The sequence below is a fragment of the Chitinophaga polysaccharea genome, from assembly GCF_902150045.1.
Lineage (GTDB): Bacteria > Bacteroidota > Bacteroidia > Chitinophagales > Chitinophagaceae > Chitinophaga > Chitinophaga polysaccharea_A.
Window position 1 is genome coordinate 3,392,817 of sequence record NZ_CABFVU010000001.1, and the last position, 24,249, is coordinate 3,417,065.

27 protein-coding genes and 1 tRNA gene are annotated in these 24,249 nt (G+C 41.6%); 11 read left to right on the plus strand and 17 right to left on the minus strand.

The window, feature by feature from the left end:
* Positions 1–17 precede the first annotated feature (17 nt).
* On the plus strand, positions 18–983 hold the full coding sequence (locus FN124_RS13905; protein WP_185937191.1) for a 2-dehydro-3-deoxygalactonokinase: 966 nt from the start codon (positions 18–20) through the stop codon (positions 981–983).
* A 127-nt stretch (positions 984–1,110) separates the two neighbouring features.
* Here the strand turns inward: FN124_RS13905 and FN124_RS13910 are convergent, their stop codons facing one another.
* The 6 genes from FN124_RS13910 to FN124_RS13935 form a co-directional block, all read right to left on the minus strand.
* Complete coding sequence (locus FN124_RS13910; protein WP_142685310.1) at positions 1,111–2,325, minus strand: epoxide hydrolase family protein; 1,215 nt, start codon at positions 2,323–2,325, stop codon at positions 1,111–1,113.
* A 93-nt stretch (positions 2,326–2,418) separates the two neighbouring features.
* Complete coding sequence (locus tag FN124_RS13915) at positions 2,419–3,285, minus strand: helix-turn-helix domain-containing protein (RefSeq protein ID WP_142685311.1); 867 nt, start codon at positions 3,283–3,285, stop codon at positions 2,419–2,421.
* Between the two features lie 86 nt (positions 3,286–3,371).
* Entirely contained in the window at positions 3,372–4,394 is a 1,023-nt protein-coding gene (locus tag FN124_RS13920) for an outer membrane protein assembly factor BamB family protein (protein ID WP_185937192.1), read from the minus strand.
* Positions 4,395–4,583: 189 nt separating this feature from the next.
* Positions 4,584–5,036 (minus strand): nuclear transport factor 2 family protein, encoded by a 453-nt coding sequence (locus tag FN124_RS13925; protein WP_142685313.1) that lies wholly within the window; start codon positions 5,034–5,036, stop codon positions 4,584–4,586.
* Between the two features lie 62 nt (positions 5,037–5,098).
* Positions 5,099–5,704, minus strand: a complete 606-nt coding sequence (locus FN124_RS13930) for a Crp/Fnr family transcriptional regulator (RefSeq protein ID WP_142685314.1) — start codon at positions 5,702–5,704, stop codon at positions 5,099–5,101.
* Between the two features lie 49 nt (positions 5,705–5,753).
* Positions 5,754–6,425: an arginase family protein gene (locus tag FN124_RS13935; protein WP_142685315.1), complete on the minus strand. Its 672-nt coding sequence runs from the start codon at positions 6,423–6,425 to the stop codon at positions 5,754–5,756.
* 417 nt (positions 6,426–6,842) lie between these two features.
* Here FN124_RS13935 and FN124_RS13940 point away from each other — a divergent pair.
* The 4 genes from FN124_RS13940 to FN124_RS13955 all read left to right on the plus strand — a co-directional run bounded on the left by FN124_RS13940 (position 6,843) and on the right by FN124_RS13955 (position 10,128).
* Positions 6,843–6,916 (plus strand) — tRNA-Pro (locus FN124_RS13940).
* Positions 6,917–7,144: 228 nt separating this feature from the next.
* Entirely contained in the window at positions 7,145–7,468 is a 324-nt protein-coding gene (locus FN124_RS13945; RefSeq protein WP_142683040.1) for an ISAon1 family transposase N-terminal region protein, read from the plus strand.
* A gap of 16 nt (positions 7,469–7,484) precedes the next feature.
* Complete coding sequence (locus FN124_RS13950; RefSeq protein ID WP_260607295.1) at positions 7,485–8,444, plus strand: ISAon1 family transposase; 960 nt, start codon at positions 7,485–7,487, stop codon at positions 8,442–8,444.
* A gap of 271 nt (positions 8,445–8,715) precedes the next feature.
* Positions 8,716–10,128: a tyrosine-type recombinase/integrase gene (locus tag FN124_RS13955; protein ID WP_142685316.1), complete on the plus strand. Its 1,413-nt coding sequence runs from the start codon at positions 8,716–8,718 to the stop codon at positions 10,126–10,128.
* Between the two features lie 115 nt (positions 10,129–10,243).
* Here the strand turns inward: FN124_RS13955 and FN124_RS13960 are convergent, their stop codons facing one another.
* Positions 10,244–10,570, minus strand: coding sequence for a hypothetical protein (locus tag FN124_RS13960; RefSeq protein ID WP_142685317.1), 327 nt, complete (start codon positions 10,568–10,570; stop codon positions 10,244–10,246).
* 138 nt (positions 10,571–10,708) lie between these two features.
* On the opposite strand from FN124_RS13960, the gene FN124_RS13965 reads away from it, so the two are divergent.
* The 3 genes from FN124_RS13965 to FN124_RS13975 all read left to right on the plus strand — a co-directional run bounded on the left by FN124_RS13965 (position 10,709) and on the right by FN124_RS13975 (position 13,380).
* The gene (locus tag FN124_RS13965; RefSeq protein WP_142685318.1) at positions 10,709–11,182 is read left to right on the plus strand and encodes a hypothetical protein; all 474 of its coding nucleotides are present in this window, start codon (positions 10,709–10,711) and stop codon (positions 11,180–11,182) included.
* A 69-nt stretch (positions 11,183–11,251) separates the two neighbouring features.
* The gene (locus tag FN124_RS13970) at positions 11,252–11,677 is read left to right on the plus strand and encodes a hypothetical protein (protein WP_142685319.1); all 426 of its coding nucleotides are present in this window, start codon (positions 11,252–11,254) and stop codon (positions 11,675–11,677) included.
* Positions 11,678–12,186: 509 nt separating this feature from the next.
* Positions 12,187–13,380, plus strand: a complete 1,194-nt coding sequence (locus FN124_RS13975) for an IS256 family transposase (protein WP_142685320.1) — start codon at positions 12,187–12,189, stop codon at positions 13,378–13,380.
* Positions 13,381–13,468: 88 nt separating this feature from the next.
* Here the strand turns inward: FN124_RS13975 and FN124_RS13980 are convergent, their stop codons facing one another.
* The 9 genes from FN124_RS13980 to FN124_RS14025 all read right to left on the minus strand — a co-directional run bounded on the left by FN124_RS13980 (position 13,469) and on the right by FN124_RS14025 (position 20,780).
* A complete protein-coding gene (locus FN124_RS13980) occupies positions 13,469–14,665 on the minus strand; it encodes an IS256 family transposase (protein WP_142684445.1) in 1,197 nt (398 codons plus the stop codon).
* 157 nt (positions 14,666–14,822) lie between these two features.
* Positions 14,823–15,107 carry a hypothetical protein gene (locus tag FN124_RS13985; protein ID WP_142685321.1) on the minus strand — a complete coding sequence of 95 codons (285 nt, stop codon included), beginning with the start codon at positions 15,105–15,107 and terminating at the stop codon, positions 14,823–14,825.
* A gap of 11 nt (positions 15,108–15,118) precedes the next feature.
* Positions 15,119–15,481 carry a SprT-like domain-containing protein gene (locus FN124_RS13990; protein ID WP_142685322.1) on the minus strand — a complete coding sequence of 121 codons (363 nt, stop codon included), beginning with the start codon at positions 15,479–15,481 and terminating at the stop codon, positions 15,119–15,121.
* Positions 15,482–15,496: 15 nt separating this feature from the next.
* On the minus strand, positions 15,497–16,054 hold the full coding sequence (locus FN124_RS13995; RefSeq protein ID WP_142685323.1) for a hypothetical protein: 558 nt from the start codon (positions 16,052–16,054) through the stop codon (positions 15,497–15,499).
* A gap of 21 nt (positions 16,055–16,075) precedes the next feature.
* Positions 16,076–17,185 carry a hypothetical protein gene (locus tag FN124_RS14000; RefSeq protein WP_142685324.1) on the minus strand — a complete coding sequence of 370 codons (1,110 nt, stop codon included), beginning with the start codon at positions 17,183–17,185 and terminating at the stop codon, positions 16,076–16,078.
* Between the two features lie 11 nt (positions 17,186–17,196).
* Positions 17,197–18,717 carry a hypothetical protein gene (locus tag FN124_RS14005; protein WP_142685325.1) on the minus strand — a complete coding sequence of 507 codons (1,521 nt, stop codon included), beginning with the start codon at positions 18,715–18,717 and terminating at the stop codon, positions 17,197–17,199.
* Between the two features lie 733 nt (positions 18,718–19,450).
* Complete coding sequence (locus FN124_RS14015; protein WP_142685326.1) at positions 19,451–19,879, minus strand: VOC family protein; 429 nt, start codon at positions 19,877–19,879, stop codon at positions 19,451–19,453.
* Between the two features lie 80 nt (positions 19,880–19,959).
* Positions 19,960–20,463: an SRPBCC family protein gene (locus FN124_RS14020; RefSeq protein ID WP_142685327.1), complete on the minus strand. Its 504-nt coding sequence runs from the start codon at positions 20,461–20,463 to the stop codon at positions 19,960–19,962.
* Entirely contained in the window at positions 20,460–20,780 is a 321-nt protein-coding gene (locus tag FN124_RS14025; protein WP_142685328.1) for an ArsR/SmtB family transcription factor, read from the minus strand. The genes FN124_RS14020 and FN124_RS14025 overlap by 4 nt, the downstream gene beginning before the upstream one ends.
* 143 nt (positions 20,781–20,923) lie before the next feature.
* Between FN124_RS14025 and FN124_RS14030 the strand changes: the two genes are divergently transcribed.
* Entirely contained in the window at positions 20,924–21,775 is an 852-nt protein-coding gene (locus tag FN124_RS14030; protein WP_142685329.1) for a helix-turn-helix domain-containing protein, read from the plus strand.
* Between the two features lie 63 nt (positions 21,776–21,838).
* Positions 21,839–22,672: an NAD-dependent epimerase/dehydratase family protein gene (locus FN124_RS14035; RefSeq protein ID WP_142685330.1), complete on the plus strand. Its 834-nt coding sequence runs from the start codon at positions 21,839–21,841 to the stop codon at positions 22,670–22,672.
* 331 nt (positions 22,673–23,003) lie between these two features.
* Here FN124_RS14035 and FN124_RS14040 read toward each other — a convergent pair whose 3' ends face one another.
* Complete coding sequence (locus FN124_RS14040; RefSeq protein ID WP_260607427.1) at positions 23,004–23,672, minus strand: FMN-dependent NADH-azoreductase; 669 nt, start codon at positions 23,670–23,672, stop codon at positions 23,004–23,006.
* Between the two features lie 147 nt (positions 23,673–23,819).
* On the opposite strand from FN124_RS14040, the gene FN124_RS14045 reads away from it, so the two are divergent.
* Positions 23,820–24,209 carry a winged helix-turn-helix transcriptional regulator gene (locus FN124_RS14045; protein ID WP_142685331.1) on the plus strand — a complete coding sequence of 130 codons (390 nt, stop codon included), beginning with the start codon at positions 23,820–23,822 and terminating at the stop codon, positions 24,207–24,209.
* Positions 24,210–24,249: the final 40 nt, after the last annotated feature.

Here is a 24,249-nt window from a genome sequence, read left to right on the forward strand (position 1 = left end):
GTATAAACAGGCAGGAGATGAAATATTTTTTAAGTTGCGACTGGGGCACCAGCTCTTTCCGGCTACGGCTGGCGGAAACCGATAGCCTGCATATTATAGCAGAAGAAAGATCAGGGGCGGGTATTGCCGGTACATACCAGCAATGGCAGCAAACAACCCTGCCACGTGAAGAATTTTTTGCTGCGATCATCAACCGGCAGATTGACGAGCTTGAGGGAAGAACAGGTATCCCGCTGCAAGATGTGCCTGTAGTGCTTTCCGGTATGGCCTCTTCCAGTATCGGCATGATAGAACTGCCTTATAAAGCACTGCCTTTTCACCTGGGCGGAACCGGTTTGGGAGTGCATACCTTTCAACGGTTTATTATTGTTTCCGGCGCCAGCAATGGGCATGATGTAATGCGGGGAGAAGAAACCAAAGTAGTCGGCTGTCATACATTGCTACCTGATGTTGATGAGGAGCAATGGCTGTTACTACCGGGTACGCATCCCAAGCATATAGTAGTGCATAACAAACAGGCAGTTCGTTTTCAAACTTTCATGACAGGCGAATTTTTTGATCTGTTGTCCACGCACAGTATCCTTGCTGCATCGGTAGGTGCAGAAGGCACGCTGGAAGATTCCCTTGCCTGCTTTACGGAAGGGGTGCGCGCCGGATGGTCGGATAACCTGCTGCATGCGGCGTTTATGGTACGTACCAACCAGGTGCTCAAAAAGATGCCAGCGGCACATAACCGTTCTTATTTAAGCGGGTTGTTGATTGGTGCGGAACTGAAAGCGGTACCGGCTGATGTGGAGGTATTCCTGGTGGCGGGGCCGCAGCATGCCCGGCTTTACACTGCGGCGTGCGAGGCGCTGGAGATAAAGGTAGCGAAGGTGATTGATGGGGATGAAGCGTTGGTGAGAGGGCAGAGGGAGGTGGTGCTGAGAACTATCAGAGAGCGTAATGACATGAGGTATAATTCAGGAGTGAACGATACCTGAAACTAGTGTTTTTGCTTTAGCAGAGAAGTTTTAACCAGTGGTTTACAGGTTTGAATTATTGGTTGATGGAATAAGGGAAGCAAGTGGGAGGCGTTTTTTAATGATAGCGCCTTGCCCCACTGCTTCATCAGACAGTGGGGGCACCATATGCCTGGAAGAAACTATATATATCTTTCGCCAGTAGCTCAGGGCACTCCATCGCCGGAAAATGTAATCCCTCATCATAAGAGCTCCACCTGTCGGGGTTGCCCAGCGGCCCCAGTAATTTTTTAAGGAGTGCACCATTGCCACCAAAGGCTGCCATTGCCGATGGGACTTTTGGCGGCGCCCATGATTGTTCAGCTGCCGGTTGTGTATTGGCATCACTGTTTTGTGTATTCCAGTTGAACGACATATTCATGCCATCGTACAATGTATAAGCAGCAGATGCCCCAAGCTTATTGAACCAGTAAATTGAAATATTGGTAAGCATAAGATCTAACCCGATGGCATCTTCAGGCAAATGTTTCGCGGCATTTGTCCATGCCTGGAATTTCTCCATGATCCAGCCTAATAGGCCTACAGGGCTATCGGTGAGCGCATACGCCAATGTTTGTGGTTTTGTTGATAAGATCTTCAGATAGGCGGTTTCATTTTTTTCATAATCCCGGAACCTGGTGATCTGTTCCTTTTCAAGGTCTGAGAAGGATTGCAGATCCTGCGGCAACATACCCATGCCTGTTACAGCTGTGTAATCGGTATTTACATGCGTTCCTATTAACCGGTGGCCTGCAATTGCGGATAGCATGCCTGTAATGCCAGCGCCCATATCTGTACCATGCACAGCAAATTTTTCATATCCCAATGTGGTCATCAGTTCTGCAAGAACAGCCGCTATTTTTATCAGGTCCCAACTTTCGTCATTAGAAGGAATGGAAAAGCCAAATCCTGGTATGGAGGGAATGATCAAATGAAAAGAAACGGCTGGTTCCGTTCCATGTTGTGGCGGGTTGGTAAGCAGGTCGGCTATCTTTATAAATTCAACAAATGAGCTGGGATAACCGTGAATGAGCATCAATGGAATAGCATTTGGATCAGCTGATCTGATATGCAGAAAATGTATAGGCTGACCATTTATGTTGGCCATGTATTGGGGGTATTGGTTTAACCAGGCTTCCTGCTTTTTCCAGTTAAATGTTGTTTGCCAATAGTGTGCAATTTTTTGGAGATAAGGCACGGGCGCTCCGCATTTCCAGTCATTTGTTTTTCCTGCAGGAAAGCGCGATAAGGCTAGTCTTTGATTCAGATCATCAATTTCCGCCTGGGGAATGTTAATTGAGAACGGGGTGATTGTGTTATTCATGCTATATAGTTTTGTTGCAGTAAAGTTGCTTCAAAAATTATCAGCATAATTATCAAAATGTCGGTAATAATGGTAATTTTTTCCGGTAATGCATTATTCATGCTTCCTGTATGCAGCAGGCGTTAGGTGCTCTCTTTTTTTAAAAGCTTTAATAAAGTTGGAAGTTTCGGGGAAATTAAGCCAGTCGGCAATTTCCTGGACCGACATAGTTGTTTGTCTCAATAATGTTTTTGCTTCCAGGAAAACCGTTTCGTCGATCAATGTTTTGGCGGGTTTTCCTATTTCGGATAACAGGATCTCACTCAGGTATTTGGGGGTTATATTCATTTCCCGGGCATAAAAATCGACGGTTCGTTTTGTTAAGAAATGTTCCACCACAAGGCTTTGAAATTGCCTTGCCAGTTTTTGTTTATGAGTGAGCCCATTCAGCTTATGGTTAAGATCGATATCATACATTTTGTTTGCAAGCATGAGAATGGAATAAACGATACCGGTAACAATGGTTTCATCATCCCTGAACGCTTTAAGTGTGTTGAACAACAATCTCATTTGCTTTAATTGCGCGGTATTTAACTGGATTACATGGTTGCCGCCGGGCTGGAAGAACGGAAGTGAATCAGGAAACCCGGCAAAAGGGGAGCTCCTGAAAAAATCGCGTGTAAACAGTGCCGTATCCGTTAGTGCTGTAGATTCATTCAGCCATTGGGAAATAGTACCCGGGCCGATGGCAATACAACTGCCCTTGCTTATGACGTATTCATTGTTTGCAATAAGAACGTTGTCTTTACCGCCGTAAGTGATGCCTATACCATAAAAAAAGTTACGTATCGGGAAACGGATGTCTGCCACTTTAAAGGTGGCATCGTCCAGCAGCATGTATTGGGTATTTGCTGCTTTAAAGAAATTATACTTTATATATTTAAAGATGTCGAATGATGCAAGATCCATTCCCTTTCTCATATGGGGTATGTATGGTTGCTATAAATTAAGGTATTGTTGGGCGGATTACCAAAAAAATGTGCTGTATAATGGGATGGCGCAAATGATCATGTAAATATATGTAAGGTCTGTTCTGAATCCAGCACATACATGCGGTTATCAAATACATAAAATACATCTTCGGCCGCGGGGATCATAATACCTTTACGGCCGGTTTTGCTGGTATCGTGTATCCGGTAATGCCATAACAGCTCGCCGGTTTGTATATCCCATTCGCTGATAATGGTATCCAGGATACCTGCCATGTACATTTTGTTATCCCTGAATATTATATTGGCATAAAGGTCAATGTCTGCAAATTTAATAAGAGATGACAGGTCCACGCTGTGAAGGCATACACCATCCGCAGCATTGATATGCCATATTTCCCTGTTCACAAAGCATAATATGGTCTGACCCGTTACCTGGAACCTCATGCCAGCGCCTTTCACCAGCCAGTGTAACCTGCCGTTCCCGGCATCCAGGCAAAGTAGATAGTCTGTTTGCCCGCTGGTAACGCCTACGTATATACGGTTACCGGCAAACTGTCCGCGGGCGACGATCTCATAATTCCCTGCAGGCAGGCCCAGCTCATTTATATTCACTTCCCACATGGCGGTGCCTTTTGCTTCGCTGAAACAGGTGAGCAGCTCTTTTTTCTCAGTATGTGTTGCCACTAACAGATCGCCATTCCTGGTGAAAAGGTGAGTATAGGCGCCATCAGTTTCCCAGATAATGCTGGAATTCCGGAAATTATATTTGCTCAGGTTCCAGCCGGCAGCCGTTTTATTGCGGATGATCATACTATCATCATACAGCAGTTTGATCTGCAGGCTGCCTGTATAATTGAACGGATATTCCTTTCTAACGTTGCTATCTGTGTTCCAGGTAATGATGTTGTCTTTTGTCCGAATAACCACTTCCTCATTTGCTGCTGCAACCAGCACAAAAGGCGTTGGCTCCGGTACGCCTCCGCTAACTAAAAGATTGTAGTCTATCCGGATGATAGCGTTATCGCTGTTCTTATAAACAATACCTGCTGCTGTAATAAGCGGTTCCTGTACCTGGTTTAGTCGGTGGACTAATTGCATCATATTATCTGACAAAAAAAATAAAGCTGATGTTTCAAAATGCACTTACATGGTAAGTTTGAAACAAACTCTCAAAGGAGAGGTATCCACTAAAATACAATGTTTTCTTTGTCGTAACTAATGTATTTGCCTCCGGTAGCCGGGAAAGAGGTTGGCGGCAGGAAGAGTAAAGACAGGGGGCCGCCGCTTTTATTTCCCGGGAACATAAGTTGCTTGTAAAGCCAGCATTTTCCAACGGCCACCGGCGAGAATATAAGTGCCTGTAATTCTCTCCAGAAGGTCGCGGGGGGCTTCATTATTTTTAGCGATCCTGATATGTGCTACTCCGGTCAGAATCGCAGTTGAACCGGAGATGGTCACATGCTCATCTGAGGTGCTCATCAATGATATTTTTATGGAAGGATGAAGTGCGAAGCCTTTGATATAGCCTTCCTTATCCAGTACATCTGCATTTGCAGTCGTGAACAGGAAGCCATCTGCTATATTTTCCCGGATCAGTGCTTCTGTTTTTTCGGCGGTGCCTTTAAAAAGCTGGCGATTGACGTCCAGTATCTGTTGTGTTTGCATATGTTGATCTTTAGATTGGCCATAAGTAGTCATCATCACTATAAGCAGAGCGATAGTGCCTGTAATTCTTTTCATTACATACTGTTTTTGTACACTGTAAAATTAGGAACTGATGGGCCATTCCATTATAACCTGGGTTATAATCGTACTTCAGCTATCGCCTTTTTTGAAAGTCTTTTGCGGATGCGGCTCAAGGAGGCCTGTTTGATGCCGATATAGGAAGCGATATGATACAACGGGATACGTTCCAGTATTTCAGGTTGCTGTTGTTGCAGTTTGAGATATCTGTCTGCCGGTTTGTCAAGTAACAACATTTCACTGCATAGCAGGGCAGACACGTACAGTGTTTCGGCAGCGATGCGGCCAAACCTTTCCCAGTTTCTGCTGGTATTGAACAATGATTGTAGTAACTCATAGGAGAGGAGGAAGACCTCCGAATCCTCCATGGCCTGGATCCACATTTTGCCTGGTGTTTGCGTAAGAAAACTGTGATAGGCTTTGGGCCATTGTCCCTCAAAGAAAAAGCTGCAATTGATCTCTTCTCCGTCAATCACATAATATGCACGGAAAAGACCGTTGATAACAAAGGCGATCTCTTTATAGATCTTCCCTTCTTCTATAAAGAACTCGCCTTTTTTGAAGGATTTATAACGAAGACCGGCCTGGCAAAGATTCCAGTCCTCTTCTGTAATTCTGCTAACCCTATTGATGCCTGCGAGGATCTTTTGATAAGCTGTTGTCATGGCCGGATTGATTTCCAGTACGAAGATATTATTGAAGCGGAGATGTAGCTCAACCGGCAGTAAAAGCGCGGATAAGCATTTGGGTGATGTTCTTGGCGATATGGCCGTCCGGGTCCATACGAGGGTTAAAGATGGTAACGCTGATGCCGGCCATATTGCCGGTGTGGAGCAACTGGTTGATGAGATAGGCCGTCTGCTCAAAGGAAAGACCACCGGGCAGGTGGTATTCTACTGCGGGATTGATCTCATCGGCAAGGGAGTCGGTATCGAAATGCAGCCAGTAACCATCTACCTTCCAGTTATTGATATCTGCAATGATGCCAGTAGTTACGGTTTCTATACCTTTCTGTCCGATCAGCTCCATATCATAAACACGAATGGACGTATCACGGATATCCCGGGAGCCATAATGTGCAGCCTCAGCTGCATCCCGTTGTGCAACATGGATCACATGTTCATCCTTTACATAAGGTTGTGAATTGTTGATATTGGTTAGACTGGCGGGGCCACGGCCGGTTACAAAGCCCAGGTCCATATCTGCTACTTCCCCCGTTGGGGATTTTGAAGGCTCATAAAAATCGGCGTGGGCATCTATGAATACCAGGCCATAGGTACCCATGGTTTTAAGCCCGGACATAATTCCCAGCAGGATACTGCAATCTCCTCCCAAAACAAAAGCAAATGTTTCCTGCCGGCTGTAGCAGCTATTACTTTGCCCAATTTTATGGAGAACTGCCGGAGCGTATCAGGATTGAGGCATCCGGTTTCAGGATCTCTATCCTTGCTGTACATGGCGTTCAATGTGGAGAGGTATTGAACAGGAATATTGGTTTGCAACTGCTTTTCAAGTCCTGCGTTGATGAGGGCCTCAGGCAGGAGCTCCACACCATTAGGCTTTAGGCCAAGTATGGATGGTGCTGCTATTATTTCTATATGGTTTTTCAGGATTTTCATGTGCAGAGGGGCGCAAATTCTGTTCCAGGGTGAGTGATTACTCACGTTTCTCATTTAAATCCGTTTTCAACAGATGCTGCCTGGTTTTTTGATCTAAATAATTATGAAAAAGGGATTTAAATTTTGAAAAATAAAATAATTAACTATTTTTGCATCCCGTAAAACACGGGAATACCGGTAAAAACGGGACGTAGCGCAGCCCGGTAGCGCGCTTGCATGGGGTGCAAGAGGTCGCTGGTTCGAATCCAGTCGTCCCGACTTTTAGGCAAAATGTTTTGTAACACTTTGTTATCAAATTCGCCGCAAAAGCCCGTAGATCATAGATCTGCGGGCTTTTTTGTTTTCCGCCATATACCATCTTATTACGGATCAAGTTGAAAAGTTGGGGATCAAGTTGAAAAGTTGGGGGATAGGATAAAAAGTAGTTTTTTTGCAGCAGATTAACCAACGAAGCACGTGGATCAGAATTTTCGCAAACTAGTAGAGATGCTGTTACCAGCAGGGGTTTTAGAGTATTTTGACTTAATTGATTCAAGTCAGAATAAGGAGGGTATTGATATATACCTGGAAGAAAAGAATACAATCCCAGTAGAGCATCAGCATAGAAAAGCACACTCCAAAGGTTTCTTCTCAGAAATTGCAATTCAGGATTTTCCTATACGTGGCCAAAAGGTCACCCTGCATGCCAAACGCCGTCGGTGGGAGGTTTTAGAGGATGGAGAAATAATAACAAGAGATTGGGAAATAGTTAAAAAAGGCACACGAATGACACCGGAGTTCGGTGCTTTTTTAAAAGGATTACTTAGATAAATATCCTGTAAGCCCTGTGCAATTGGGCCATTTCTTTCAGATAGACGGTAAACAGTTAGGCCAGCAATACAAGCATCATCTCAGTGATTTTGGTACCTGGGATCAAAAAGAACATGCTACTGAATGGATGCTTTTTGAACAAAACATTGGTGCCGCTTTAAGTATAGACGAGACAGCCTTTTCCAGTGGAGAACTGTATACAATTGTCACTAATAAGCTGGCCAAAGGGCGCAAAGGCTCAATAGTGGCTATGATCAAGGGCACTCAGTCTGAATTTCTGAAAGAAATACTGTTTAAGATCCCTAAACGCCTGCGTGGAAGAGTACAGGAAGTTACCATCGATATGTCTGGTAGCCTTAATAGCGCTGTTAAAGCCTGTTTCCCTAACGCCCATCGGGTGATAGATCGCTTCCATGTGCAACACCTGGCTTTTGATGCGGTACAGGAAATCAGAATAAAGCATCGCTGGGAAGCCCTGGAACAGGAGAATCTGGAATACGAGCAGGCAAAACGAGCCGCAATGAAGTATGAGCCAGTCAGGCTCGCTAACGGCGATACAGCTAAACAGCTGCTGGCCAGAAGCCGATACTTGCTATTTAAGCATCCCAGACTATGGACCAGAGAGCAGCAGCAGAGAGCGGAACTTTTATTTAGTCATTACCCCCTTATTCATAAATCCTACCAGCTATCCCTGCGACTCGGTGAGGTTTACAGACATTGTAAGTGTAAAGAAGAAGCATTTAAGAAGCTGGCTTTGTGGTATAATGACGTGGAGGAAGCGGGGATTTTATCCTTCAAGACCGTTGCCAGGACTATCAGAACTCATTATCTGGGTATCCTCAACTTCTTCAACAACAGAGCCACCAATGCGGCTGCAGAATCATTCAATGCAAAAGTAAAGTCCTTTAGAAATGCACTGCGAGGGGTGCGGGATGTAGAATTCTTTCTTTATAGATTGACTAAACTTTATGCCTAAAATTTATGGACATCCCCCAACTTTTCAACTTGATCCCTTATTACATCCAATTTCAAGTTATTAGCCGCGTAATCCATTGAGTAGGTTTATTGAGTAATTTACCTACTCAATGTAGATTATTTAGCATATGTAGTGATTTGTATTGCATTTCATTACAAAGCATATCAACTTGTTTCAAATGGTATGCGAGCGCTTTTTTCTACTCATTTTTTGGCCAGTGGGTCCGGTTTTATTGAGTAATTGATTTGTCCATTTAAAATGAGAAAACAACATGAGAAGCGAAAACACCTTTGGAGTTTTATTCTCCATCAGGCAAAACAAAAACAAACGGAAAGACTATTCTGTATTCGCAAAAATTTCTTGCAACGGCACTCCTGAAAGGGAGATCACCATTAAAGGCGGATTTGACCCCAAGAACTGGAACGAAGGGAGAGGTAGACCCCATCTTTATACCAAAGAATTAAGAGAGTTTGATACCTACCTAAACAAGGTCGATGCGAAGCTAACAGCCATCTACCAGGAGCTGGAATTAAATGAAGGCATACTCACTGCAGACAACATCAAAAACCACTATTTAGGCCAGGGTGATGCCATAGAGCGGGTAACCATGCTGGAACTCACCAAACGCGCCTACGAAAAATACAGCCTGGAACTAAAAAAAGGCAGCCTTAAAAACTATGGGGCCACCAACAGCTATATCGCCCGTTTTTGCGAATCAAAATACTCCGGCGGGGATATTCCCCTGCGGCAGCTCAACTTCAATTTCGTGGATGAATTTTTTACCTATATTTTAAAGAACCCTATCAAGCCAAACGACCCTTGTAAAAAGACAGGCGCCATGAAACATATTGAAAGGTTAAAAAAGATGGTGAAGTGGGCCGGCTTAAAAGGATGGTGTGTTAAAGATGTATTTGCTGAATTTAAAATCAGCATTAAGAGAAAGGAAACCGAGTACCTGGTGTGGGAACAATTACAGGCCGTAGAAAACGTGGTGTTAATTAATCCGTTAACAAGGCTTGTCCGGGCCATCTTTGTTTTTTGTTGTTATACGGGTATGGCCCCCATTGATGTACAATCGCTCAGACCCAGCCAACTGTCCAAAGATATGTTCGGCAATATCTGGATGACCTACACAAGGGTAAAAAGTGAAGTTCCTGCATGGGTACCGCTACTGGATAAGGCCAAAGAAATCCTGGAAGAATTTGGCCTGGAACAGGGCGCCACCTATCGGGAAACGGTTTTCAAGCATGTTTCCAATAAGGTAATGAATGACCACCTAAAAATCATTGGCCTTGCATGTGGATTTGATTTTGAGGTGCATCCATATGTGGCAAGGCATACCTTTGGTACCACCGTTACTACGCAATTGGGTGTACCGGTGGAAGTCACTCAAATCATGATGGGACATGAAGATATAGAAAGTACCATGATCTATTCCAGGGTTGGAAATCCTTTAGTACTTATGTATATGCAACGGGTACAACAAAAGATTAATTCTGGCATGACCATAGGAATAAATGGCATCAACGAAGAACAATTCCTACTGCTGCTGGAAAAGATCGCCCCAAAGGTGCTGGAAAATGTATTCACAAACGAAATTATGCCGAAGCTGCTTGAAATCGTTCACAAAAATCCAGCTCCACCACAGCTGCCCCTTCCCCAGGAACACAGAGATGCGGTGTAACCCTTGTAAATTGATTAAGCATACCTATCCGGGTTATTATGGATTGGTATGCTTAATTCATTACTTATCGGTTGGGCGCTATTGAACTAATAAACTGCTAGGTAAGGTGAAGGAATTATGCGTCATGTTCCCTGTAGTCAAGAATTTTCTGCGCAATTTCTTGGTCGCTCACGCTGTTTCCAAACTCCTGTACATAGTCCTCTACCATTTCCTGTACCATGTATAATGGGAAAAGGTTCTCATACTTTATCCCTTCCACTTCAATGATTAAATTCCCAGGGATTTTATCTGCATCAAAGAATGCAATTTCAGCGTTAAGGCCACAGTGGTCCTTCATATATACCTCCACCTGATCGAAATCTACATCAGGTATTTGAGCACTGATAAGTTGTTGCGCTTTTGAAGCAGTTTTTAGATGATCTATCAATTCAATTAATTTCATATATCAAGTTAAATTTTATTTACCCCAAAGGGACATTCGCCCCTTGCCAAAAGGATGCATCACATTCCTGCAGATCCCCTGATCGTTAACTTCCCATTAGCATAAGTTAAAGTAAATTGCCCGGACCAAAAAAAACACATGGAAATATCACCGAATTTCATCCATATTGATAAGAAGGTTTCATTTATAAAACGCAGTTGCGATCTGGTAGAGCATCTAATACAGGAAAAAGCCGCCGACATTATGCTGGAAGCAACCAAAAAGGACCGGATAAATCCAGATGAAAAAAAATGGATGGACTTCCTTTACGATATGGAAAAATGTATTGCCACGGCAAGCGAATTAAAACCCTACCTAGCGGCTAATAGTAAAATGAATTTTGGAAAAACCAATATTAACATATCCCAATTGGATTATTTGTTCTTTATGCGGAAAAATACGCTTATCGAAAACTTATTAGATAAGCTAAAAATTACAACAGAAGAAATCTTAAAAAATTTGCCGCTTCAGGAGAGGCAACCATTTTTTATATGGAAAACGGAACTGGAAACAATTACTAAAAATTTCAAGCTGATGATAAACAAAATGCAGAAATACGAAAAAGCTAAATAAAGTGTAGTCAATACTATCTACCCATACCGGGGGCAGGAATTGCAACTCCTTAAACAAGCTTTTAGAAAAATGAAAAACATTAAGAATCTTCATATTAAGGCAATGGAATTGGCCCAAAAAGCAGATGAATATCTACTTAGCCAACAGCAAGAACTATTTGTCAAGTTTGCTTCCGAAGCTTTTATATTAGAAAACGAGGCAGCAGAGGCGCTGAGTAGCGCACTGGATGCAGAGCCCACAAGAGGGGTACTATGTCGAAGCGCATCGGTACTAGCCTACAATATTGGCCTATTCAAGGAAGCGGAAAAATTAATTAGAATGGGCTTATCGGGTAAGCCAATCCCCGAAGTTCGTTTAGAGTTAGAGCAGTTACAAACAAAAGTGGAGACAGCAATTAAAGAAAATTACTCAGCAGAAAAAGTGATAAATGACTTAAGTGCAGAATTAAATAATAATTCAACAATAAAGTTTAAGAAAGGCGAACAGAAAACATAGAAATGAAGCCTTGTATCAGATGTAATAGCTACTACTTAGTCATACAAAGTTCCCTATACTGTTAGATCTAGTAGTAGCCATTACATTAAATATCAGTTGATGTTGCCTAATGATAAATATTGCCGGTATAAATATTAGGCTCCATAATTATTGTATTGTCGTATCGATGAAGGTTGGTAAAAGTAAATAACGCTCTGAATTTTATTGAGATGTCTTCAATAGCCAATTTTAATGATTCCTCGGGTAACTCAACTGCATAGAGAACAGGGATTAAGAGGCATGTGTTTCCATTAAGATTGTTCGCTTTAAATATAGCCTTCCAGTCAACTTTATTTTCGGTAGTATTTAATCCTTTGTGTAAATAGCATAATAAGCAACTGTATACGAGTTAATACCACCCAGCAGGTGGAGTGAAGTGAGGCGGAGCGCAGCGGAGCCGAACGAAACGACACCTGCTGGGTACGGCGGCTGGATTTGCCCCAATATTTTTTAACTTTGAATACAGTATTATGGACAATCAACAACCACAATTCCCAAAGGACTTCTTTAAACAGTTCAAGAGTAAAGAAGAGTTTCATACCTTTTTTAATGGCCTCTTTAAGCAAGGGGTGGAGGAAATGCTGAAAGCAGAACTGGATGACCACCTCGGTTATGAGAAACATAGCCCTGAAGGCCGTAATTCAGGTAATAGTCGTAATGGTTCCTACAAAAAGAAAGTAAAAACCGAATCCCTCGGCGATCTGGCTCTTAATATCCCCCGTGACCGAAATAGTGAATTTGAGCCTGCGCTTATTCCAAAAGGACAGCGGATGAGTGACAAGCTGGAAGAAGCTATTATTGGTATGTATGGTCGGGGAATGACAACTTCTGATATTAGCGAACATGTTAAAGAAGTATATGGTGTAGAGGTCAGTGAAGGCACTATCTCTAATGTTACCCATCGTATTACAGAACACGTCAAGAGCTGGCAGAACCGGCCTCTTGAATCGGTCTATTTTACTGTCTGGATGGACGGTATTGTGCTTAAAGTAAAGCAGAATGGTAAACATATCAACAAATGTATTTATCTGGTTATTGGCCTCAAAAAAGATGGATTAAAAGAAGTGCTGGGTATGTGGATTGCCGAAACCGAATCTGCTTCTTTCTGGATGAGCATTTTAACGGATTTAAAGGCCCGTGGCGTAGAAGATATATTGATTGCCTGCACAGATAACCTAAAGGGCTTTACCGATGCTATTAAAGGCGTATTTCCGCAAACGGTTACTCAGTTGTGTATTGTTCATCAGATCCGCAATAGCTGCAAGTTTGTTGTCTGGAAAGACAGAAAAGAGTTTTGTGCCGACCTTAAAGAGGTGTATGGGGCTACCAATAGAGAAGCTGCCGAACAGGCCCTGACTACATTTGCTGCTAAATGGAGGGCCAAATACCGCCATGCTATTCAATCCTGGGAGAACAACTGGGATAATCTTACCAGCTATTTTGACTTCCCACTGGAGATACGAAAAATCATATATACTACCAACACCATTGAAAATCTCAACAGAGGCATCAGGAAGTACACAAAGACAAAGGTCCAGTTTACCGATGATACCGCGGCTCAAAAGGCGGTATACCTGGCTATAATGAACATAGAAAAGAAATGGAGCATGACACTCCATAACTGGGGCTTCATACTCCATGGGACTATTTCAATAAGTGTGTAAACTTAAAAATCGGGGATCAAATTAATAATTAGATTCGGGACTATTTCAATAAGTGTGTAAACTTAAAAATCGGGGATCAAATTAATAATTAGATTCTCACTCTTTTATCAAAAATAGTTAAAAACTGATTTAGGACCATGCCCCAGTTTCTAATGGGCATGGTCCATTTTTTTGATACTTCCCGTAAAGCCAGGTATACTGATTTAAGGACAGCTTCATCAGTAGGGAAGGATAGTTTGTTTTTGGTATATTTTCTAATTTTACCGTTCAGATTTTCGATGAGATTGGTCGTGTAGATGATCTGTCTGATCTCCATGGGAAAGTCAAAAAAGACAGTCAGGTCTTCCCAGTTTTCGCGCCAGCTTTTGATGGCGTATGCATACTTTGTACTCCATTTAACATCCAGGGCGTCAAGAGCAGCCATGGCAGCCTGTCTGGTTGGTGCAGCATAAACATCCTTCATATCGGTGGTAAACTCCTTTTTATCTTTCCAGACTACATAGCGGCAGCTGTTACGTATCTGGTGTACGACACAAACCTGAGTTGCAGACTGAGGGAACACCGATTTGATAGTCTGAGTGAAGCCATTAAGATTATCCGTGGCTGTAATTAGAATATCTTCCAGGCCACGGGCCTTCAGATCTGTAAGTACAGTCATCCAATAGGCAGCTGATTCATTCTTACCCAGCCACATTCCCAGGACTTCTTTGAGGCCATCCCGCTTTAGGCCGACAGCGATATAGACGGTTTTATTCACCACTTTGCTGTTCTCCCGTACCTTGAACACAATGCCATCCATCCAGACTATGAGATAAACCGGTTCTAATGGCCGGTTTTGCCAGGCGACAATATCTTCTGTCACCCGGCTGGTGATGCGGCTGATCGTGGCCGTGGAAACGTCAAATTTATATACTTCTCTTATTTGCTCTTCGATGTCGGACACACTCATTCCCTTGGCATAAAAGGACACAATTACCTCTTCCAGGCCCTGAGCCATCCCTTCGCGTTTAGGGATGATCATAGGATTAAAGCTAGCATCACGATCTCTGGGAACTTTTATCTCAGATTCACCATAGCTGGTCTTAATCTTCTTCTTACCATAGCCATTACGGCTATTGGCACTATCATTATGTTCATGCTTGTCATAGCCCAAATGGCTATCTAGCTCTCCCTCCAACATCTTTTCAATACCCCGCTTCTGAATCTGGGCAAGAAAATCGTTTAGCTGATCTGCTGTTTTAAACTGCTTCAGAAAGTCGTCTGATAAAAAATCTTCTGTCTTCATAAAACTGTATATGCTTTAAAATTAAAAAATCAGAGCTAAACCCCGATTTTTAATATTTACACAGTTTATGAGATAGTGTCTACTCCATCAATTTTTAACGATATTTGAAAACAGATGTCGGCTCTAATCAGTTGCATTATCGTTTACACAATATATTTTATAGTCTCTTATTTTCTCTGAGGTTTTTTCTTATTGTTTTTTCAACACGAGGCTCAACACCATCCGAAAAATAAACATCCTTTACCATACCTGAATTATTCAATACAATTCCAATATTAAAGAAATGTACCTGGCCCAAACTTGCACTATCCATTGCGCTACCAGTGATTGTTTTTAAGGCAGATTTTATTTTTGGAGGAACGATGAAATTGCTTTGTCCCACTACCTTTCCAGCGAAAAACAAAAAAGCCATAAAAAGACCTGGTAAAATGAATCGTCTCATAATTTTCATTTTTATTTACTACATTTAGTCCCTTTACTTCCATTTCTATATGCCTCCATAATGACAACCATCGCATTCCAACTTGTAGGAAAGACCGTTTTTAAAGCCGATCCCCATATTGTTCCATCGAGACCTTCATAGGCCAGTACATCAGCATAGTCCTTAATGCCGGGAAACATTTCTTTAAGACCCGCTGCCACTTCCGTCCGATATTTCTTAAACATTTCATTATGTTGAGCACTACTGCCATCAATTTTCTCATATGTTAATATGCCATGTGCTATTTCATGAAGTAGTGTAGCAGCAATATACTCTTGGCTTGCGTTTTGCAACAATGGATTATTGAGATATACAGTAGTTATTACATTAAATATAACCGATGAGTATGATTATTCTCTAATATCCTCCCTCGGCCATCGTATAACCTTCGGGTTAAGCCAAATAAATGAAAGACTGGAGTTAAATGGAAAGAAATCTTTGCTAAATGTCATAGCTCGTAAAAATTTTGATTCTAATTCATTAATTCCAATTTTAAGTGAATCGGTTTCATCACATCTCACCATAACAGACTGTATTATACAGGTTGAGTTACGAATCCCGTTTGTTTTGCAATAATTTTCCCAGTAGACTTGTAATGTTTGCTCACCTATTTCCAATGATGATAGCTTATGTCTGAGAAATCCCTTAAAATATTCATCCATTCCGTCTGAGTAAAACACATTTTCAATCTGTCCTTTCGTATTTAAGATAATAGCTACCGTATACATATCTACAGAGTCTATCCCGGTAGAATTTGGATTTGCGATCACCTTGGCGATCTCCTGAAGCAACTTTTCAGGAAATGCTTCTTTCTTTTGCCCAAAGCTAAATAAAAAGCTGAATGTGCAAATTACTAATGTTAGGGTATTTATAATCGATAATTTTATATTAATACTGAGATTAATCATATTATATTAAGATCCAATTAATCATAGACTAGCGATCCCTCTAAATTTGGGAGGAAATTCTTTTTTATACCAATTAATAAAGTCCCTAACCGGTTTATTGTTTATTGTTTTAATTGAAAAGGAGAATACAAGCGGATCTTTATCAATGCCATCAGTTTTTCTGTTCCGTAAGTCGTCATTTAGATAGAAATCATAGTTCCCATTTAGTATTCCTATTCTGGGAAAGAACTGGAAACTACCAATTCCATTACGAACAATATAAGGCCTTACCTGAATGAATTTTTTATAGTTAATAAACTTAGGAGTGCCAAATGGCGGTGGAGTGCCATATATCCAATAGTTAAATAAATTTAAGCTACCTAATGAATCAGCACTGGCACAATATGTTTTAAAGCAGGTCTGGAGCTGATAATTTTTCCACCTTTCATTCAAGCCCAAACCGCCTCTTTCTTTGGGTAAAGTATCCCAAATGTAACCAGGAGTAAAATATTGTGATTCTTCAGGCAAATATATGCCCCCATAACCTTTTATTTCATTTGGGAAAACGAAATTGCTTGCATAGATATAATAAAATTCGGTAAGGATATCATTGTCAATCAGATAATACTTCCCTCTTTCTTTTATCACCAATTTGTAGTCCAAAGATTTAATGCGTGCGTTCATACTTCGTTTTACATTTTCCGGAAGGCACTCATTATCCGAGGCAAAATCCGCTGCATATAAATTCCTTATAGACCGCTGTAACAATTGTCCTGGCGAAATGAAATTTATTGTATCTAACGCCGCTTTATTTTTCAGTTCAATTACCTTTTTATCTTTATTATTCAAGTATAATGGTGTGATCGAAATTAAAATATCGGTTCTCAATTGCTTATAATCATCATAAGCATGTAAAAATTCAGTCGGAGAGAAATTTCTTGATTCAAAATCACTTGCCGTAAAATAAATGTTATAAATGTTCCAGATCAGTCCATCAGAATTTCGTACAATCTCTGCTTCATTAAAATAAAAACGAAACGGATCTAATGGCATATTGTTTCCTTCTTTATCGGCATCATAAAGTATATATTCTATTGCCTTTAGATTTCCGGTAAACAGTAGTGCTATAATAATCAATATAACCTTTCTCATAATTTATAATTTTATTGACATCCGGTTTTGGGTAGTTTTTTACCATCTTCAACAGTTAAAATATTCGCCCTATTAAAATCATCAAGCTCTTGGCTGGTGACGCCATTGTCTTTCATCAGCTTAGCAAAGAAAGTATTTACATTATCGATGGTTTCCTTTGAAACGCCATCATCCATGAGCTGGCCGGCCTGGTTCAATCCGTACATTAAAGCCATCTTATATTCTTTATCAGTGTAGGTGGCTCCTCCCCACGATTTTAGAATATCTGTCATTTTCGCAAATATGGTACCCATCATAGCTATATGGTCTCTGCTATTGGTATTTTCCTCTTCCTGCAATTTCAGTGCATCAAAAGCGGCAGTAACCCATGAAGCGTCAGGAATATCCCCTGTACTTTTCCAATCAATATAATAATTGGCATTAGCATGTATGCTTTCATGAATCATTGTAGCGGCTATTAATAATTTCGATGCGTTATCCAAGCCTTGTGAATTCAGTCTTATAGTAGCTGAAGCAGTACTTATTGTTTTACCGGGTTCAGTTCGCGCCATTAAGTAAGACTTGTTGTCTCCCCATATAAGGTTTCCGCTTGTCCAAACCAGATCTGGCTTAAGATCCTGCGAAAAGGGGGTTAATATTTCCTGGAAATTAGCTATATTTCTTAATTGGTTAATTAATGCCACTGCGCATGGATTATTTTTTTTGAATGTTGAATCGAATCTAACCTGCTGGACACTTGTGGGCTTGGTAGTAGTTCGATCACCACCGCCTATTGGTATCGGGTTATTAGGAGTAACCGGCCCTCTTGAAATAGGTGTTACCGGCTCAGTGGGAAAGGGGATATCACTACCTGGTGTCTTCGGAGTCCTCGGAGCTGGTGCGATAACTTCCACCAGTGGCAGGTCAGCTTCGAAGGCAGGACCATCGTCATCGAGACCTCCTGGTTTTTTCCATGGATCCAACGGATCAGTCGGATCACCCACCATCAATGCTTGTGATCGGTATTTCAGTTCACCAGTCAATTGGCCGTCTTTGAAACGTCTGCCTCTAAGGGGAATATTATTAAACGGATCGAAAATAATTATGTCCCCCGTGAAGTCTTCATTAGTCACAAATTGTCTCATATTCTCGCCTTCATTACTACCTTTTGCCACCATATAGTTATTCTCTGGCCTTATTTCCTGTATAGCCCCCAAAATGACCCCGTTGGAATCCTTCTGAAAAAGCATATCTCTGTAGCCTACAGGAAGATTATAACCAGTTAATGGCACTTTTAAGATACTGGATTTATCCGGGAACTTAAGGACCATAGCATTTTCCCATTTGGGAACTCCTGGACTACCGTGTTTATTAGATACCGCCTGCAAGCCTGAAGGCCCTGCTGATAACCAATTTTTGGCTTCATCCAAAGAAATAGTTGAAGGAGAATTAACTGGTAAATTAGTTGAATCTTTTTGACAACTGCTGATTGCTAGGGATAAGAGAATTGCAACCTGCATGGCTGGTTTCCACTGACTGGCAAACTTGAACATAATTTAAATTAAGGGTTAAGGGTTAAGGGTTAAGGGTTAAGGGTTAAGGGTTAAGGGTTAAGGATTAAGATTTCTGCGATCTCGAATTCACTCGACGGCAGAGTTACAGTATAAAAACTATTTAGCAAGAAGAATTCTACCAAATTACCCAAAAACTCGACGACAATAAACTACTAAATACTGAATTGTGTGTTTTTCTAATAGCACAACCTAGCGATTAATCCCGTTTGAAAAAAGCTGGATGTCTGGAGAAAATGCTTTGACTGTAAGAATTAAGAATATGGTATTGTATACCAAACATAGTTTTGCCTTCATATTGCCAAGCGCGCAGAAAGCTTCTTTTCTGTGCGTCGTATAGTCGTCCCGACAGAAACAAAAAGCCTTTATATCGCAAGATGTAAAGGCTTTTTTGTTTTATTCCAACCCAGCTCAATTCATTCGGTTACATCAGCTGCTTCTTATGCGCTAGTTTCAGCTCATAGCCGCTGACACGTATTACAACAATTTAGCTATTCGGATCAGGTTCTGGTTTTTTCCTCAGTTTTGATATGAACATATCCAGGCTAGCCCCATAATAATATCTTTATCTTCCCATATCTTTTTTTACAGAGGGCTATGTAGGTCTGTCCTGTAAAGTAGGAGATTGCTTTGTACCTCGCAATGACGTTGAGAGATATATCAATTTATTAAACACTTAACGGGGCGTGTTCGGTTTATTATTTTAGACTTATCGCTATAAGCTCGGGTCAAATTCCACAATCCATTCAATACCATATTTGTCTCTAAATATTCCGGCGTATGTGCTCCAGGGACTGTCGCCCATGGGCCCTTCAATCTCTCCTCCCGCTGATAATCCATTAAATATTTTATCGGCTTCTTCACGACTTTCAGTGCTCACAATTATTTTAGACCTATTCTCGTTTTCGTTTACTCGTCCCATAAATTCAGGAACATCATTGGCTATTAATACATTGTGCTTGCCTATAGGTAAACCAATGTGCATTATTTTATTTGCTTCGTTTTCTGCAACCTGAAATTCGGGACCCGACAGATCCTTGAAGCGAATGATCTTTGTGAACTCTCCGCCAAAAACTGATTTGTAAAAAGTGAATGCTTCTTCGGCATTGCCATTGAAGTTGATCCACGGATTGATCGTTCTCATAATTTTATTTTTATGGGTTTGGTTTTTTCTGCTCATGCTATTCTGCATTCCTGTTGTCAATAGGATGGACAATTTCCTTCCTATAATTTCTGTGATAAGGCAGCCAACAGATTATCCAAATTGTTCATTAGCATCTTAAATCCTTCGGTGAAGCCCATTTCAATCATCTTCTCCATACGGGCAAGGGATTCATTAAAAATGGTGATACTCACTTTTGTTCTGCCATTTTGTTCGCTGAAATTGTAATCCCATTCAGAACCAGGCAATTCAGGATTTCCGTCTTTGTCTGCAAAAGAATTATACATTTTAAAATTTGTTTTCGGAGTAATGGATGTGTATTTCTGAAGAGCCCAACGCTCTTGTCCGTCGGGGCTTATCATAGCATAAAATCTTTGCCCTCCAACTCTGAAATCCATATACTTGGTTTGGGCGCGCATTGGTGCGGGTGCTCCCCACTGGTCCAGTAATTCCGGCTTAGTAAAAGCATCCCATACCAAAGAAAGCCCGGCATCAAATTCCCTGGTGATATATACCGTTTTCGCTGCTTTGTCAACATTAAAATCAAATAGCAGATCGTTATTCATTTTTTCTGTTCTTTAATTGTTGATAATAATTCGTCAAGTTGATTAAATTGAATTTCCCAGCTTTGTCTGAATTGAGCTAACCAGTTGTCAAATTCCTGCATTTTTTTTGCATTAAAATGATAATAAATCTCCCTGCCGTTACGCTCAGGTTTAATTAATTCGCATTCATGCAATACTTTAATGTGTTTCGATACCGCCTGCCTGGTCATGTCAAATTTTTCGGCCATCGTATTTGGCGTTAATGGCTGGATAGCGATTAACGTTAAAATAGCCCTGCGTGTTGGATCTGATATGGCCTGGAATATATCCTGTTTCATTGATTATTAATTGCGCAACTCTTAGGTTGCAAATATATATGCAACTTTTGAGTTGCGCAAATTATTTGGGAATTTTTTTGAGAGAAGCGCGATAGAGTATATCAGGCAAATCGTAAAAGGTTTGAATTTGTTAGTTTTGTTAAATGGAAACAGGAATTCCGGGATTGAGTTGGGATGAATCAAAACTCAAAGGCTTTAAGGTACATGAACTATCCCCATCGGTCGATGTCCCGGCCAGAACGGGCCGGCGTGATTTTTATAAAATGGGCCTGGTGAACGGCGATATGACAATTGACTATGGAGGCCAAATTGTGGAGCTCAAAGGCACTGTGCTCTTCTTTGTCAATCCCAAAGTTGCCCACTCCATTGTCCGGCGTGTCAGCCGAACCAGCGGCTACGCGTGCATATTTACCGAGAGTTTTATTAACAGCCGGGAATTGCAGGACTCCCCGCTGTTCCGCGTTGGAGATAATCCGGTTATCTCCCTGAAGGAAGACCAGGCATTCTTTATCGGTACCATCTTCAAAAAAATGTTAGCGGCGTACGCCAGCGAGTATGCTCATAAAGCTGATTTGATTAAAAGCTGCATTGCTTTAATAATACACGAAGCATTGGAGATTCAGCCGCCTCAACGGACTAAGTCATCCATAACTGGCCCTGGTCGCATTGCACACCTGTTCATTGACCTGCTGGAAAGGCAATTTCCAATCGAGCGTAGCAATGATCCGCTCAAACTTCGCAGCCCACAAGACTTTGCTGCAAGCCTCGCTGTTCATGTTAATTATCTGAATCGCGCAGTAAAAGAAGTAACGGGCAAACCTACTTCTGCACATATAGCTGCCCGTGTCTCTGCCGAAGCCAAAGCGCTTTTAAAGTACACCGACTGGAGTGTAGCCGATATTGCCTACGCACTGGGATTCGATTATCCGGCTTATTTCAATAACTATTTTAAGCGGATAACCGGAACCACACCCAATTCTTTCCGGAAAGTTTGAAAATTATAGTTATTGGTTTGATGGTGAAGTGCCCTGATCGACAAATACGCCGAACTTTGGTTTATGAAAATTTTAGTTACAGGAGCAACAGGAAAGGTCGGGAGCAGGTTTGTTCCCCGCCTGATAGCCAAAGGATACGACGTTACCATATTAGTACGGGATGCGTCTAAAGCACTACCGGGAGCCAAAGTAGTGGTCGGCGACCTTTATGACCCAGGTACTTTGCCACAGGCGGTAGCAGGAATGAATGCGGTTATTCATTTAGCAGCCTTATTCCGAACATTTACCGACGATGAAGGCATTGTCAAAACCAATCATACTGGTACCATAGCTTTGGCTCAGGCTGCCCTCGCAGCAGGCGTTAAACGCTTTGTATTTGTTAGTACGAGTAACGTCTACAGTTCAGGCTATGGCCATCCGGCAAAAGAGGACGATATCCTCAATATTAATGACCCCAGGGCTTATGCGTCCAGCAAGATAGCAGCTGAGCAAGCCTTGCTGAATATGGACCTTGATGTGCGCATACTTCGTTTGGGTTTTGTCTACGGCGATAACGACCCGCATATCGCGGAGATCATGCCGATATTAAAAAAGTGGGGGCGCCACCCGGGTTCAAGAATGCACATGGTACATCACCTGGATGTTGCCCAAGGGCTATTTTTATTATTGCAGCAAGATGGTCTTAACGGGGAAATATTTAATATCGTGGATGATGCGCCCATTACTCTTTATGAACTGGCAGCGTCAGAAGGAAAAGAAAAAGAGATATTTGATCGTGTAGAGGGGCCGCTCGACGATCCGTTCGAGGGGATTATAAACGCCGGGAAAATTAGAAAAATCGGTTTCAGGCCCTTGGTACCCAGCTTTTTTGTAGCCAGGGATTTAGATATTTTGTGAATAAAAGGCCGCTTGCACTATCCATTTCTGCAAAACCAGAATTGTAGCCGGCTTTATCAAAAGGTCGCTTTTAAATTTTCAACGGTCTCTAAGAGATGGATATGAATGCAACTATTGATATAGTTTGTTTTGATTTATAAAATCTGATCTATTCATTGTTTGCTGATATCGAAATTCAAAACAATATCAGGCCAACGTATAGTTGTCACGGTAAAACAGGACAAAGTGGAATTATTACCATTTTCTCCTGTTTTATTTTCGCCTCTAACTCTTTGTTTGCTGTGTAAATTATGCTAACCGCATCAAAGATGCGGTTAGTTCGAAATGAAGATTAATCTATCTCTATACTATCAATTGCCTTTTCCAACGCCTGCTCTTTTATTCCGGGAATTTTTACACCTTCGGCCCGGAAAACCGTCAGATCGGTCATTCCCAGGAAACCAAGAAATGCTTTCAGATATGGCGCTACAAAGTCATTGGACTTTGAAGGTCCTTCCGAATATATGCCACCGGAAGACATTGCAACATAAACCTTTTTACCTGTTACCAGGCCGATAGGGCCGTTTTCCCCGTAACCGAAAGTTATTCCGGCCCTGGTGATATGGTCAATCCAGGCTTTTAAAGCGGTGTGTATCGTGAAATTATACAGCGGTGCGCCAATAACGATTATATCTGCTGCCAATAATTGCTGAACCGCCTCGTCTGAATACCGGATGGATTCTTTCTCTTCGGCTGTCAGCTGATCCCCCGGTGTAAAGAAAGATCGCAACATACCGGGATTTACATGTGGAACTTCAAGATCAATTAAGTTTACTTCTTCGACCGTGCTATCCGGATATTTTTCCTGTATCTTTTCGACAATCGCGTTGCCTAACCTGATACTGTAAGACTGATTTCCCTGGAGGCTTGAAATTAAATGAAGGATTCGTTTCATGAAAAAATTAATTAAATGTTTGCCATGGTTAATGATGGAGCTTGCTTGTAAGGAGACATCCGTCAAATGTTTTCCGGTTTATATCACCTATGCTGCTTAACTGAGCCTGGCTCCTGATTTCATTGGCAAAGGTGACCCATATATCCTTTTAAAGGATAACACTTACCCAAAGGAAAGGGCTTACTTACAGGAAAGGTGCTTATCTTTGCGGGTATGACACCTGATAAAATTCCGGGCAAAGAAGAATGCGCGGGTTCGCTCAAAAATGTTCTTGACGCATTGTATGTTCTCAATGGCAGATGGAGGCTTGCGGTAGTTTTAAGCCTTGTGCAAAAACCCAAACGATTCAACGAGATTCAAAACGCATTAAGCGGTATATCTCCTAAGGTATTGGCTAAGGAACTGAAAGATCTTGAATTGAATGAATTCATCAAACGGAATGTATATCCGACCACACCGGCAACTATTATCTACGAGGCCACTGAATATAGCCTGACTTTGAAAAATGTATTGCATGAACTTGATGCGTGGGGAAAACAACATCGCGAAAGAATCAGGCAAAGCATACGCAGTGAAAATGCAGTAGCTGCTTTTTCGCTATAGGGTTCCTATTTCGGCTATAAGTTTTTTCGGTTTCATTACA